The organism is Nocardioides sp. B129/18, assembly GCF_055282735.1.
The window spans coordinates 142687-156136 of the sequence record NZ_JBUZJI010000004.1; the positions used below are offsets into that span (position 1 = coordinate 142687).

Consider the following 13450-nt stretch of genomic DNA (forward strand, 5'->3'; position numbering starts at 1 on the left):
GGCCCCGTGGACCTCAGCCGAGCGTGCGCAGCCAGGCCGTGAGGTCGCGTCCGGCCGCCACGGACCGCTCCCACGTGATCGCGAGCGTCAGCACCGTGGCGCCGGCCGCGATCAGCAGCAGCCAGGCGGGCACGTAGGCGAGGTACGGGCCACCGCGGGTGATCGCGACGACGACCAGCGTGCCGCCGCCGAACAGCACCGGCGTGCGCAGGTCGCGCGCGATCCCGAGCGTCAGCAGCACGATCGCCGCGACGACCAGCAGCACGAGGCGCAGTGCGTCGCCCTCCCCGAGGGCGAGTGTCAGCGACGGCAGGACGGCGACGCTGAGCGCAGGGCCGAGGCTCACCGTCGAGGTCGGCCGCGGGTGGCCGGCGGCACGGGCCCGTCGCATCTGCGCGGCCGCGACGCCGAGCAGCAGGGCTGCCAGGGGCAGCGTGTAGACCTCGATCAGGCCCGCGCCGAGGTGCGCGGAGACGACCCACGTGGACGACGAGAGCAGCACCGTGCCCGGGTAGGCCAGGAGCAGGCGTCCCGGAGCCGAGGCGTAGCCGAGCACGCCGAGGCCGAGCAGCACCAGGAGCACGGCGAGCGTGGCCCAGGCGTCGTCGTGGAGGTCGACGACCGCGGAGCCGATGCCCAGGCCGCCCAGCACGAGGAGCGGCAGCGCCAGCGAGATCTCCAGGGTCACCCAGGTGCTGCGCTGCAGCGTGCGCGAGGACGCCCGGGCGGCGAGCGTCGACGCCGGGAGCGCGGCGAGCGTCGCGGGCACCAGCACCACCCAGGCGGCATCGAAGGGCCGCACCGCCACGAGGGCCAGCACCAGCCACGTGGGTCCGACGGCCGCGGCCCAGGGCTCGCCCGCCCGTCCGTGGTCGAGGACGGTGCCGAGCACCGCGACGACGAGCACCGCGACGATGCCGACGAGCTCGGCGGCGAGCGGGAGCGTCCCGAGGGTGCCCGTGCGATCGAGGTGCCCCAGATCGGGGACGCCCTGCCGGGACAGCACCAGCACCGTCAGCGCCGAGGCGGGGGTGAGCAGCTGGACGAGCAGCCCGCCGACCACCGCGTACGGCCCGAGCTCGCGCAGGCGACCGAGGATGATGCGGACGCCGCCGGCGGCGACCGCCAGCACCAGCGTGACGCCGACCCAGCCGACCCGCGGCACGTCGAGGAGGGCGGGCCCGAGAGCCAGGAGGCAGCCGGGGACGAGCAGCGCGGGCGTCCACCGCAGATGGCTCTCGGCGCCGCTGCCGATCGCGCGGGCGCGGGAGCGGGCCGATGTCTCGACCTCCCAGCGCACGAGCGCGAGCAGCACGAGGAGGAGCAGCAGACCGGCTCCGTAGCGGGTGGAGCGAGCCGTGCCGGCGACGTCGTACCCGAGTCGGAGGTCGAGGGCCAGACCGCTGAGCCCGAGGACGAGCGCGGACGCCCCGGCGACCGCGGTGGCGAGCACGAGCCCGGCACGCTCGCGCGAGCGCTCCGGAGCGGTGCGCGCGCGCTCGCGCAGGAGGAGCAGGAGCACCCCGGAGAGCACCGCGGCGCCGAGCAGCACGACCACCGCGCCGAGGCCGCCCAGCGCCGAGGTGCGGACGGCCTCCGCCAGCGCTCCGGCGCCGACGGCCCCGGCCGCGAGCGCGGCAGGGAGCAGCGCGGCGACCCGGCCTTGGGCCCCGCGATGCACCGCCAGGAGCACCACGACCGCCAGGGCACTCGCCGCCGCGGCGTACCAGGGCCCAGGCACCCCGCGCAGCCCGAGGAGGTCGAGCCTCCAGGCGGCGTCGGCGTCGATGAGCAGCAGGCCGACGCCGATCACGGTCAGGGTCTCCGAGGCCCCCGGCAGGCGGGGCGCCAGGCTCACCGCGGTGCCGAGCGCGGCGATCGTCAGCGCGAGCATGATGATCGCCTGTCCGACGACGCCGACGAGCAGCCACACGGCGACGACGAACACCGACGCGCCCGCGAGCAGCAAGAGCCCGGCGAGCGTGTAGAGGACGACCTGGAGGGCAGGGCGAGGCGCACGCATCGGCGGGGCCGCCGGACCCACGAGCGGACCCAGCAGTGGACCCTCGCCGAGCGGCGCGCCGGCCGCGGGGAAGCGCGGGATCCACGACGTGCCGATGGTCGTGCCGTCCGTCGCGCCGTCGGCCTCGCGGTCGGGCGTCGCCCCCATCGGGCTCGGCGCTGGATCGCCAGGGTCGCCGGGGCCGGCGGATGGTCGAGCCTGGCCGGACTCTGGCGCCTCGGCCTGGGTCTGGGCCTCCGCCTGCAGCCGCGTGACCAGGCCGACCCGCTCGTCGGTGAGCGCCGCGATCTCGGCGTGGATGGCGCGCAGGCGATCGGCGGCATCGCCGACGAAGCTCACCCCGCAGTGGGGACAGGCGGCCGGGCCGGCGGGCACGGCCTCGGCGCAGGCCGGACAGGCGTAGCTCGGCTGCTCGGTCATCGTGCTCCTCGGTCCCGGGAGATCGCGACGCTACTGCACCGCGGGGCCGCCCTGCAGGCTCCTGGGCGACGGCAGGCCGAGCAGGTCGAGCAGCGCCGGCCAGGCCTGCCGCCCGAGTGCGAGGTCGTGCTCGGGCGCGCCGCCACGCCGCATCGAGGCTCCCCCGGCGACCGGCTCCTCACCGGGGAGCACCACCCGGTGCCCGGCGAGCGGATGGTGGACGTGGCGGGTCGAGAGCCCGCGCCGGGCGCGACGCTCGACCAACCGCGGCGCCCAGTCCCCTGCCGGCCACACCTGGTCGTCGCCCCCGGTGACGAGGAGCAGCTCGGGCGAGCCCTCGGCCACCAGCTCGGCTCGGGCGGCGTCGCCGCTGCTCTCGGCGGCGGCGAGCGAGACGGCGTAGAGGTCGCGGTAGGCCGGCGGGCGCTCGTCGGTGGACCACTCCTCGTCGAGGCGGACGAACGGCAGCGGCCGCCCGCTCACGGTCCAGTGGGAGGTCTGGGTGCCGTCCGCCCGCACCCCGGCCCACACGTGGGCCGGCGGCGCCACGGCGACGACGCCGTCGAGCGGCGTGAGCCCCGAGTCCGCCAGCGCGAGCGCGAGCTCGGCGCCGAAGGAGGTGCCCAGCACCACCACCCGCCGATGCTCCTCACGCAGCGCCCCGACGACCTCGGCGGTGGGCTCGAGCGGGACCTCGACCGGAGCCGTCGGCTGCCCCGGACCGCCGAACCAGAGGTGGGCGCGGGCGGTGACGCCGGTGTCCGCGAGCAGCCGCGCCCGCGGAGCCTCGAGCCGGCCGCTGGAGCCGGAGAGGACGACCACCGCGGTCGTCGCGCCTGGGACGCGCCAGGTGCTGCCGGCGCGGTCGTGCGTCGGCTCGATGCCCGACATGCTCATGGTCCGTCCCCCGGGTGGTCGACCGGCCCGATGTCGGTCGCCGCTCTTCCTACCGCACCCGGCCGACACGCCGGTGAACGGGGGGTCAGCGGCCTCCGCGGCGCGGGTCATGCCCCAGGATGACGGGCATGACGACGGTTCTCGAGGAGCTGTGGCACCACCCCGTGAAGGCGATGATCGGCGAACGGGTCGAGCGGATCCGGCTCGACGCCCGCGGGCTCGTCGGCGATCGTCTCTGGGCGGTCTACGACGAGGACGGTCGCATCGCCAGCGGCAAGAACAGCCGCCGCTTCCGGCGCTACGACGACGTCCTGCGGCTGCGGGCCCGCACGGTCACCGCCGGACCCGGTGAGCCGACAGCCGTCGAGGTCGACGACCCCGAGGGCGCGCCCGGGCGCACCGTCCGCGTCGGCACGCCCGAGGCGGACGCCTGGCTGAGCGATCGGGTCGGCGTCCCGCTCGTGCTGAAGCAGGAGGCCGAGATCCAGCACCACGACGACTCCCCCATCCACCTCGTCGGCACCGCGACGCTGGCCTGGCTGGCCGAGCGCTTCGGCGGCACGCCCGACATCCGCCGGCTGCGGGCCAACCTGCTCGTCCGCACCACCGAGCCCTTCGAGGAGGAGGGCTGGGCCGTCCTGAGGGTCGGCGACGTCGAGCTCACCGTCGGCGAGCGGGCCCCGCGCTGCCGGATGCTCGATCTCGTCGAGGGACGCCCCCTCGACGACCGCTGGCTGCCCGGCGTGACCCGCGAGCGCGACATGCACGTCGGGATCTACGCGACGGCGACGACGCCCGGCGAGGTCGCGCGGGGAACGACGGTGGAGGTCGTCGACTCGGTCAGCTGAGACCGGTCGCGGCGAAGAGCCGGCCGTAGATCTCGCGGACCACCGACTCCTTGCGCAGGTTGTAGTCCATGCCGTGGCCCCCGTCGACGCGGGTGGCCTCCGACGCGCTGCGCTTGGTGGCGGCGTAGAGCTCGCGGTCGGCGGCATCGCCCCGCAGCCAGTCGCGGAAGAGCCGGTGGCGCACCGGCTCGGGGGCCTCGGGTCCGAAGACGTGCAGGTGGCAGGCCGGCTCGAGCAGGCGCAGCATCCGATGCTCGTACCACCAGGGCTCGCGCACCCGCAGCTCGAAGCCGAGGTCGACGAGCGCCGGGAGCCAGTGCTCCTCCTCGGCGGGGGCGGCGACGACGAGGTCGAGGTCGATGATCGGCTTGGCCCACAGACCGGCCACGGAGGTCGAGCCGACGTGCTGCAGGTCGAGCACCCGCCATCCCAAGGCCCCGCGGACGCGCCCCATGAGCTCCTCGGCCACGTCGGGCCAGGCGGGGTCGGGCGGGACGACGTCGATCGCCTGGGACGGGCCTGCTCCGGGCACGTAGGCGGACGTGCCCGCCGGGGGCTCGCCGTCGTCGAAGGTGGTCAGGCTCCCGCGGGTCGGCATGGCCGCAGGCTAGCCCGACACGCGGTCCGGCCGGACCATGCCCCATGGCCCGTCCGGGCCACACGGCCGCGCGCGTCCTGACAGTCCTGTGGAGTTCGCCTCAGGCCGGCGCCCGATCGTCCGTACGGTCGAGGACACGCCGAATCCGCGAACTCGAAGGAGCACGTCATGTGGGACACCGTCCGCAGTGACGACCATCCGCTGTCGCACGACCTGCCGTGCCAGCGCTGCGGCCACGCCATGCACACCTACCTCGCCTGCGACGCCGGATGCGACTGCGTCCCCGTCAGCCCGCCCGGCGCCGCCGAGCAGCGCGCCCGCGTCGCCTGAGCGAGACCCGCGACCGCCGCCCGGACCCCTTCTGTCAGGGCTGCAGCAGCACCTTGATGGCCCGACGCTCGTCCATCGCCCGGTAGCCCTCGGCCACCTGGTCCAGCGGCAGCGTCAGGTCGAAGACGGGGCCCGGGTCGAGGGTCCCCGCAAGCACCCGCTCCAGTAGATCCGGCAGGTAGCGCCGCACGGGCGCCATGCCGCCGAGCAGGCCGACGTTGCGCTGGAACATCTTGCGCACCGGCAGCTCCACCCCGTGCGGAACGCCGACGAAGCCGACCATCGCGCCCGGCCGGGCCACGGCGAAGGCCGTGCCCATCGCGTCGTCGGTGCCGACGCACTCCAGCACCGCGTCCGCGCCGACGCCCTGCGTCAGCTCCTTGATCCGCGCCGCGGCCTCCTTGCCGCGCTGCTCGACGACGTCGGTGGCGCCGAAGCGACGCGCGACCTCCTGCCGGCTGGCGTGACGCGACATCACGATGACGCGCTCGGCGCCCATCGTGGACGCCGCGAGGACGCCGCACAGCCCGACGGCGCCGTCGCCGACCACCACGACGGTGGAGCCGGGCTGGACGTTCGCACTGACGGCGGCGTGCCAGCCGGTGGGCATGACGTCGGAGAGCGCCATGAGCGCCGGCACGAGCGCCGGGTCATGATCGGCGGGGATCCGCACGAGGCTGCCGTCGGCCTGGGTGACGCGGGCGTACTGCGCCTGGCCGCTGACGGTCATGCCGAGGTTGTCGCAGGCCGAGTGCATCCCGAACGCGCAGTGCGGGCAGGTGTTGTCGCAGTGGTCGAACGGGACGACGACGAGGTCGCCGACCCGGACGTCGCGCACGTCGGCGCCGATCTCCTCGACGACGCCGAGGCACTCGTGGCCGATCGTCTGGCCGGGGGTGATCGGGTTCTCGCCCCGGTAGGGCCACAGGTCCGAGCCGCAGATGCACGCGGCAGTGACGCGGACGATCGCGTCGGTGGGCAGCTCGAGGGTCGGGTCGGGCACCTCGGTGAAGCGGATGTCGCGGGTGTCGTGGAGGGTGGTGGCGCGCATGAGGGCATCTGACACCCACGCGCGGCGCGGCGTCCAACCCGGCGTCGGACGCGCCTCTCGGGCACGCTCACGACTCACCCGTCCGGCGTGTTGCGTCGATATCTCACATGTGAGTTAACGTAGGCGGCATGACGGACGGATACAAGGGTCGCATCGGGAACCTCATCCGCGATGCCCGCAAGCACCGCGGGCTCACGCAGCACCAGCTGGCCGAGGTCCTCGGCACCAGCCAGAGCGCGATCAACCGCATCGAGAAGGGTCAGCAGAACCTCTCGCTGGAGATGATCGCCCGCATCGGCGCCGCGCTCGACTCCGAGATCGTGGCGCTCGGCGCCGGGCCCACGCACCTGCGCATCACCGGCCCCACGACGCTCTCGGGCTCCATCGAGGTCAAGACCTCGAAGAACGCGGGCGTCGCGCTGCTGTGCGCCTCCCTGCTCAACCGGGGTCGCACCACCCTGCGCAAGGTCGCGCGCATCGAGGAGGTCAACCGGCTCCTCGAGGTGCTCGGCAGCCTCGGCGTCCAGACCCGCTGGCTCAACGACGACAACGATCTCGAGATCGTCCCGCCCAAGGAGCTGCGCCTCGACGCCATCGACGAGGTCGCGGCCCGCCGCACCCGCTCGGTGATCATGTTCCTCGGTCCGCTGCTGCACCGCGCCGACTCCTTCGACCTCCCCTACGCCGGCGGCTGCAACCTCGGCACCCGCACCGTCGAGCCGCACATGACCGCGCTGCGGCCCTTCGGCCTGGAGGTCAAGGCCACCGACGGCAGCTACCACGCGTCGGTCGATCGGGCCATCGAGCCGGGGCGTCCGATCGTGCTCACCGAGCGCGGCGACACCGTCACCGAGAACGCCCTCATGGCCGCGGCGCTGCACCCGGGCACCACGGTGATCCGCAACGCCTCGTCGAACTACATGGTCCAGGACCTCTGCTTCTACCTGCAGCGCCTCGGCGTCACGATCGAGGGCGTCGGCACCACCACGCTGACCGTCACCGGCCGCAGCGAGATCGACGTCGACGTCGACTACGCGCCCTCGGAGGACCCCATCGAGGCGATGTCGCTGCTGGCCGCGGCGATCGTCACCTCCTCGGAGATCACCATCAAGCGGGTGCCGATCGAGTTCCTCGAGATCGAGCTCGCGACGCTGGAGGAGATGGGCTTCCGCTACGACCGCTCCGAGGAGTACGTCGCGCTCAACGGCGAGACCCGCCTGGTCGACCTCACCACGCACCCCTCCGACCTGCGGGCTCCGCTCGACAAGATCCACCCGATGCCGTTCCCGGGTCTCAACATCGACAACCTCCCGTTCTTCGCCGTCATCGCGGCCGTCGCCAGCGGTCAGACCCTGCTGCACGACTGGGTCTATGAGAACCGCGCCATCTACCTCACCGAGCTCACCAAGCTCGGCGCGCAGGTCAAGCTGCTCGATCCCCACCGCGTGATGATCGAGGGCCCGACGCACTTCTCCGGCACCGAGATCGTCTGCCCGCCGGCGCTGCGTCCGGCGGTGGTGATCCTGCTGGCGATGCTGGCCTCGAAGGGCACCAGCGTCCTGCGCTCGACCTACGTGATCCACCGCGGCTACGAGGACCTCGCCGAGCGGCTCAACGAGCTCGGCGCCTCGATCGAGACCTTCCGCGACATCTGAGCCGTCCCGCTCGCGAGGCGACGCCGGCGGACCGGCCGGTGCGTGGCATGCTCCCTCAGGTGTCCACCACCTCCGGTCCGCCGCGCACCGGCTGGGCCTATCTCGACGCCGTCCGCGAGCAGGCGGGCGCCGTGCTGGCCTTCGCCCACCGCGGCGGAGCCACGCACCCGGAGATCGCCGGGCTGGAGAACACCCGCGTCGCCTTCTCCCACGCCGTGGCGCTGGGCTACGGCTACCTCGAGACCGACGTCCACCTCACCCGTGACGGCGTCCTGCTGGCCTTCCACGACGGCGTCCTGGACCGGGTCACCGACGGCGTCGGCGCGGTGCGCGACCTCACCCTGGACGAGATCCGTCAGGCGCGGGTCGGTGGGCGTGAGCCGGTGCCGACGCTGGTGGAGCTGCTCGAGGACCATCCCGACGTCCGATTCAACATCGATCTCAAGTCCGACGACGCCGTCGGCCCGCTGGCCGCCCTCGTCGAGGAGCGCGGCCTGCACGACCGCGTGCTCATCGGCTCCTTCTCGCCCCTGCGACTGCGTCGCTTCCGACGGCTGACCGCCGGCCGCGTCGCCACCTCCGCGCACCCGGTCGAGGTCGCGGTGTTCGTGCTGTGCCCCAGCGCCGCCCTGGCGCGGCGCATCACCGGCGGCCGGGTGGCCGCGCTCCAGGTGCCGCGGCACCGACGCCTCGGACCCGTCACCGTGCCGGTGGTCACCGCCGCGCTGGTGCGCCGCGCCCACGCCGCGCGCGCCCACGTGCACGTGTGGACCGTCGACGAGCCCGCCGAGATGCGCGCGCTGCTCGCGCTCGGCGTCGACGGCCTCATGACCGACCGCACCGACGTCCTGCGCGACGTGCTGCGCACCGAGGGTCGATGGCTGGAGCCGGCGCGATGACCCCGCTCGACGACCCCGTCGCCCGGCGCCGCGAGCAGCGGGCGTGGAACTGGTACGACTGGGCCAACTCGGCGTTCTACACGACCGTGCTGACGGTGCTCTTCGCGCCGTACATGATCACCGTCGCCGGCCGCGCGGCCGGCTGCACGGACGCCGACGACACCTGTCGGCGCACGCTCTCGGTGCTCGGGATCGACGTCGCCGCCGGCTCCCTGCCGGCCTACCTCACCAGCTTCGCGACGATCGCCAGCGCCGTCGTCCTCCCGATCGTCGGTGCGATGGTCGACCGGTCGGCCCGCAAGCGCCTCCACATGGCCGTCTTCGCCTGGGCGGGCGCGGCCTGCGCGGCCCTGCTGTTCCTCATGAAGGACGATCACTGGCAGATCGGCGCGATCGCCATCGTCGCCAGCTCGATCCTCGCCGGCTGCTCGCTGGTGAGCTACTACGCGATCCTGGTGGAGATCTCCACCGAGGACGAGCGCGACGAGGTCTCCAGCCGCGGCTGGGCGTGGGGCTACCTCGGCGGCGGGCTGCTGCTCCTGGTGAACCTCGTCGTGGTGCTGGGCAACGACGCCTTCGGGATCTCCACCGAGACGGCCGTGCGGGTCTCGATGCTCTCCGCGGCGCTGTGGTGGGCCGGCTTCACGCTCATCCCCTACCTGCGTCTGCGCGACTACGAGCCGCGCGCGGTCGTCGAGGTCGAGGGCGGGCTCCTGCAGCGCAGCTTCGGCCAGCTCGGCCGCACGCTCAAGGAGGTGCGCGGCTACCCGATGATGCTCACCTTCCTGCTGGCCTACCTGTTCTACAACGACGGCATCCAGACGGTCGTCGCGAGCGCGTCGACCTACGGCTCCAAGCAGCTCGGCTTCGGCGACTCCGTCCTCATCGGCACCATCCTGCTCATCCAGTTCGTGGCCTTCGGCGGCGCGCTCTTCTTCGGCCGCCTCGCCCGCACCCACGGCGCCTACCGCTCGCTGCTGTGGGGCACCGGCGCCTGGATCGTCATCGTCGTGCTCGCGATCGCGCTCCCGGCGGGCGACGTCGCGCTGTTCCTGGTGGCCGGCGTCGCGATCGGTCTGGTCATGGGCGGCACCCAGGCCCTCTCGCGCTCCTTCTTCTCCCAGCTCATCCCCCGCGGACGCGAGGGCGAGTACTTCGCCCTCTACAACGCCGCCGAGCGCGGCACCTCCTGGTTCGGGACGCTGCTCTTCGGCGTCGTCTTCCAGGTCACCGGCTCCTACCGGCCGGCGATCTTCGCCCTGGTGATCTTCTTCGTGCTCGGCGGTCTGCTCCTGCTGCGGCTCGACCCCGAGCGCGGCATCCGCGAGGCCGGCAACCGCGCACCCGAGGTCGTCTGAGGCCGGATCCACCTGAGAGCAGGCTGTGAATGGAGGGCCCCGGCCACCCCTTCGTCGCTTTCCGGAATCCTCGGCCGATCGCTACCGTTGAACACTTGACGGCCCGCGACGACGGTCCGGGGCGAACCCCCGGCGCGACGGGTCGCATGGGGGAATGCAGAGAACGGAGGTGCCTCATGGCTGAGCGCACGTTGCGCGGAGCGCGACTCGGAGGACAGAGCTTCGAGGACGAGCGCGGCATCGAGTTCGCCGCGCGGCAGCAGGTGGGCTACCGATGCCCGCAGCAGCACGAGTTCGAGATCACGATGTCGGTCGAGGCCGACGTCCCCGCGACCTGGGAGTGCCCGCGGTGCGGCGCCGAGGCGCTGAGCACGGCCGGCATCGAGCCGGAGCAGAAGGTCGAGAAGCCGGCCCGCACGCACTGGGACATGCTCCTGGAGCGCCGCTCGGAGAAGGAGCTCGAGGACATCCTCAAGGAGCGCCTGGAGCTGCTGCGCGGCGGCGAGATCGGTCCGGCGCACCTGCACCGGGCCAACGCCAAGCGGCGTCCCGCCTGATCCACTCCGACGACCTCGTCCGCGGACGGATCAGTCGTCGAGCACCTCGCCCCGGACGACCGGGCCCCCGGGCCCGCGTCCGGGGCGATTCGCGTTCGGGACCCCCATCACGACCAGGCGCGAGGCCACGGCCCGCGCCAGCAGCCCGCGGAACAGCGGGCGGGTGAGCGGCAGGATGAGCAGGATCGCGACGACGTCGCTGACGAAGCCCGGCGTCAGCATGAGCGTGCCGCCGATGAGGATGAGCGCGCCGTCAGCGAGCTCGGTGGCCGGCATCCGGCCGTCGCGCAGCGCCGTGCGCAGCGCCTCCCAGGCCCGTCCGCCCTCGCGCCGCACCAGCCAGGAGCCGAGGAGGCTGTCGGCGATGAGGAGCAGCACCGTCCACCAGGCACCGATGACCTGCCCGACCTGGATGATCACGTAGATCTCCACGATCGGCACCAGCACGAAGGCCAGCACCAGGATCGACGCCAGCCGGCGACGGCGTGAGGCCATCAGGCAACCCGCTCCCGCTCCCGGCGTCGGGTCGCGCGCCGGGCACGGCGCTCGCTGAGGCCCCAGCGGGTGACCAGACGCAGCGACTCCAGGGCCACCGCGCCGGACATCTTGGAGTCGCCGCGCTCGCGCTCGACGAACTCGATCGGCACCTCGGCGACGGTGAGCCCGGCGTGGAGGGTGCGGGTGACGAGGTCGGTCTGGAAGACGTAGCCGGTGGACTGCACCTCGTCGAGGCGGATCTTCTCCAGCGTGCTGCGACGGAAGAGCCGATAGCCGGCGGTGGCGTCGCGGACGTCGATGCCCAGCAGGAGACGGACGTAGAGGTTGCCGCCGCGCGAGAGCACCCGGCGCCGCATCGGCCAGTTCACGACCGAGCCGCCGGGCACGTAGCGCGAGCCGATCACGAGGTCGGCCGAGCCGAGGGCGGTGAGGAGCCGGTCGAGCTGCTCGGGCTGGTGGGAGCCGTCGGCGTCCATCTCGCCGATGACGTCGTAGCCGGCCTCGAGGGCCACGGCGAAGCCGTGGAGATAGGCGGCGCCGAGGCCCGCCTTCTCGGTGCGGTGGAGCACCCGGACGGCGGGGTCGGCCGCGGCGAGGGCGTCGGCGATGTCGCCGGTGCCGTCGGGCGAGCCGTCGTCGACGATGAGGACGTCGACCCGGGGCTGGGCAGCGCGGAGCCGACCGACGATCCAGCTCAGGTTGTCGGCCTCGTTGTACGTCGGGACGACCATCACGGCCCGTCCCAGCTCATCGATGCTCACGCGCGCATTCCTTCTTCCGTGCTGGGGGCAAGACTGCGCAGCCTGCGGTCACGACGATACGCGACGGTGACGAGCAGGAGGCCGACGAGCGTCGCACCGATGCACATCCGTCCGATCCACAGCCCCAGTCGCATGGCAGGCGTCGCTCCCGGCGAGAGACCGACCTCCTGGTCGAGGACGGCGGTGGTGCGCTTCGCGGCCCGCTCGACGACCTCGCCCTGGGGGTCGATGACGCCGCTGATGCCGTTGGTCGAGGCGACGACCGTCCACTTGCCGGTCTCGATGGCGCGCAGGCGGGTGATCGCGAACTGCTGCTCGACCTGGTGGGTGAAGATGAAGGTCGCGTTGGAGGTCTGCACGGTGAGCATCTGCGCGCCGCGCGTCATCTGGTCGCGCACGACGTCGTCGTAGGCGATGTCGAAGCACAGCGCATCGGCGACCTTCACCCCCGCGATGGTCAGCGGTGTGCGTCGGGTGCCGGGAAGCATGTCGCGGCTGATCCGCGCCAGCTGGCCGAACTGCGCGTTGAAGAGGCTGCGCATCGGGATGTACTCGCCGTAGGGCACCGGGTGGCGCTTGGTGTACCGCTCCCCCGCGCCCTCGCCGGGCGTGTACACGATGCCCTGGTTGTAGGCGTACTTCGGGCCTCCGTCGACGATGGCGCCGACGAGCACCGGGACGTCGACGGCGGCGACCGCGCGATCGATCCCCTCGCGGGTGAGCACGTCGGTGAACGGGTCGACGGCCGTGGAGTTCTCCGGCCACACCACGAAGTCGGGCCGGGGCGCGTCACCGGCCGCCACCCGGGCCGCGAGCCCGACGGTGGCGTCGACGTGGTTCTGGGTGACCCGGCGGTAGTCGTAGAGCACGTCGTTCCCGGGGCCCGGCACGTCGCCCTGCACCGCCGCGACCGTGGCGGTGCCCCGCTGCGCGAGGTGGTACGGATGCACGACCGGGACGGCGAGCAGGAGCACCAGTGCGGCGAGGCCGAGGACGCCCGCGCGGCGCGGGCCGGTGGTGAGCACCAGCCAGGCCAGGAGCATCCCCGACAGCGCGAGCGCGAGGCTGACGCCGACCATGCCGACGTAGGGCAGCGAGCGCTCGACGGGCGTGTCGACGACCGCGAACGCCAGCCTGCCCCAGGGCATGCCGCTGAAGGGCCACTGGCTGCGCCAGACCTCCATCGTCACCCACGCGGCCGCGCACCACAGCGGCCAGCGACGCCGTACGACCAGCGCGGCGACCGCACTGCCGAGCAGGCCGTAGAAGAGCGCCTCGATGCTCGCCAGGGCGATCCAGGCCGCCGTGGCCACCGCCCTCATCCAGACGATGTGCACGAAGTAGAAGCCCACGCCGAAGACCAGCCCCGGGATCCAGCCGCGCTTCGGGGAGAGCCCGTGCACGGAGAGGACGAAGCCGGCGACCGCGAACGGCAGCACCCAGGGCAGGGTGACCGGCTCGAAGGCCAGCGACAGGACGACGCCGGCGACGAGAGCGAGGACGACGCGGCGCAGCACGACGTCACGGTACCGGGGCGGTCGCGGGATCCGCCGCG

At 73.4% G+C, this 13450-nt stretch carries 13 protein-coding genes; 6 read left to right on the plus strand and 7 right to left on the minus strand.

Going from position 1 to position 13450, the window contains the following annotated elements; all coding sequences use genetic code 11:
• Positions 1 to 13 precede the first annotated feature (13 nt).
• Positions 14 to 2443, minus strand: coding sequence for an SCO7613 C-terminal domain-containing membrane protein (locus ACZDWJ_RS04610; RefSeq protein ID WP_463519741.1), 2430 nt, complete (start codon positions 2441 to 2443; stop codon positions 14 to 16).
• A gap of 30 nt (positions 2444 to 2473) precedes the next feature.
• Entirely contained in the window at positions 2474 to 3340 is an 867-nt protein-coding gene (locus ACZDWJ_RS04615; protein WP_463519742.1) for an acyl-CoA thioester hydrolase/BAAT C-terminal domain-containing protein, read from the minus strand.
• A gap of 128 nt (positions 3341 to 3468) precedes the next feature.
• Here ACZDWJ_RS04615 and ACZDWJ_RS04620 point away from each other — a divergent pair, with 128 nt between their 5' ends.
• A complete protein-coding gene (locus tag ACZDWJ_RS04620; protein WP_463519743.1) occupies positions 3469 to 4188 on the plus strand; it encodes an MOSC domain-containing protein in 720 nt (239 codons plus the stop codon).
• Here the strand turns inward: ACZDWJ_RS04620 and ACZDWJ_RS04625 are convergent.
• On the minus strand, positions 4181 to 4786 hold the full coding sequence (locus ACZDWJ_RS04625) for a GrpB family protein (protein ID WP_463519744.1): 606 nt from the start codon (positions 4784 to 4786) through the stop codon (positions 4181 to 4183). The genes ACZDWJ_RS04620 and ACZDWJ_RS04625 overlap by 8 nt on opposite strands.
• A gap of 168 nt (positions 4787 to 4954) precedes the next feature.
• Here ACZDWJ_RS04625 and ACZDWJ_RS04630 point away from each other — a divergent pair, with 168 nt between their 5' ends.
• Positions 4955 to 5116, plus strand: coding sequence for a hypothetical protein (locus ACZDWJ_RS04630; protein ID WP_463519745.1), 162 nt, complete (start codon positions 4955 to 4957; stop codon positions 5114 to 5116).
• A gap of 34 nt (positions 5117 to 5150) precedes the next feature.
• Here the strand turns inward: ACZDWJ_RS04630 and ACZDWJ_RS04635 are convergent, their stop codons facing one another.
• A complete protein-coding gene (locus ACZDWJ_RS04635) occupies positions 5151 to 6167 on the minus strand; it encodes a zinc-dependent alcohol dehydrogenase family protein (protein WP_463519746.1) in 1017 nt (338 codons plus the stop codon).
• A 128-nt stretch (positions 6168 to 6295) separates the two neighbouring features.
• Here ACZDWJ_RS04635 and ACZDWJ_RS04640 point away from each other — a divergent pair, with 128 nt between their 5' ends.
• From ACZDWJ_RS04640 to ACZDWJ_RS04655, 4 genes are all read left to right on the plus strand, one after another.
• Complete coding sequence (locus tag ACZDWJ_RS04640) at positions 6296 to 7822, plus strand: UDP-N-acetylglucosamine 1-carboxyvinyltransferase (protein ID WP_463519747.1); 1527 nt, start codon at positions 6296 to 6298, stop codon at positions 7820 to 7822.
• A 59-nt stretch (positions 7823 to 7881) separates the two neighbouring features.
• Entirely contained in the window at positions 7882 to 8721 is an 840-nt protein-coding gene (locus ACZDWJ_RS04645; RefSeq protein ID WP_463519748.1) for a glycerophosphodiester phosphodiesterase, read from the plus strand.
• The gene (locus tag ACZDWJ_RS04650; protein WP_463519749.1) at positions 8700 to 10079 is read left to right on the plus strand and encodes an MFS transporter; all 1380 of its coding nucleotides are present in this window, start codon (positions 8700 to 8702) and stop codon (positions 10077 to 10079) included. Before ACZDWJ_RS04645 ends, ACZDWJ_RS04650 begins: the two co-directional genes overlap by 22 nt.
• A 176-nt stretch (positions 10080 to 10255) precedes the next feature.
• Complete coding sequence (locus ACZDWJ_RS04655) at positions 10256 to 10636, plus strand: RNA polymerase-binding protein RbpA (RefSeq protein ID WP_463519750.1); 381 nt, start codon at positions 10256 to 10258, stop codon at positions 10634 to 10636.
• A 30-nt stretch (positions 10637 to 10666) separates the two neighbouring features.
• Here the strand turns inward: ACZDWJ_RS04655 and ACZDWJ_RS04660 are convergent, their stop codons facing one another.
• The 3 genes from ACZDWJ_RS04660 to lnt are packed head-to-tail and all read right to left on the minus strand — an operon-like array spanning position 10667 to position 13412.
• Positions 10667 to 11131 (minus strand): FxsA family protein, encoded by a 465-nt coding sequence (locus ACZDWJ_RS04660; protein ID WP_463519751.1) that lies wholly within the window; start codon positions 11129 to 11131, stop codon positions 10667 to 10669.
• On the minus strand, positions 11131 to 11865 hold the full coding sequence (locus tag ACZDWJ_RS04665; protein WP_463519818.1) for a polyprenol monophosphomannose synthase: 735 nt from the start codon (positions 11863 to 11865) through the stop codon (positions 11131 to 11133). Before ACZDWJ_RS04665 ends, ACZDWJ_RS04660 begins: the two co-directional genes overlap by 1 nt.
• A 26-nt stretch (positions 11866 to 11891) precedes the next feature.
• Positions 11892 to 13412 (minus strand): apolipoprotein N-acyltransferase, encoded by a 1521-nt coding sequence (lnt, locus tag ACZDWJ_RS04670; RefSeq protein ID WP_463519752.1) that lies wholly within the window; start codon positions 13410 to 13412, stop codon positions 11892 to 11894.
• Positions 13413 to 13450: the final 38 nt, after the last annotated feature.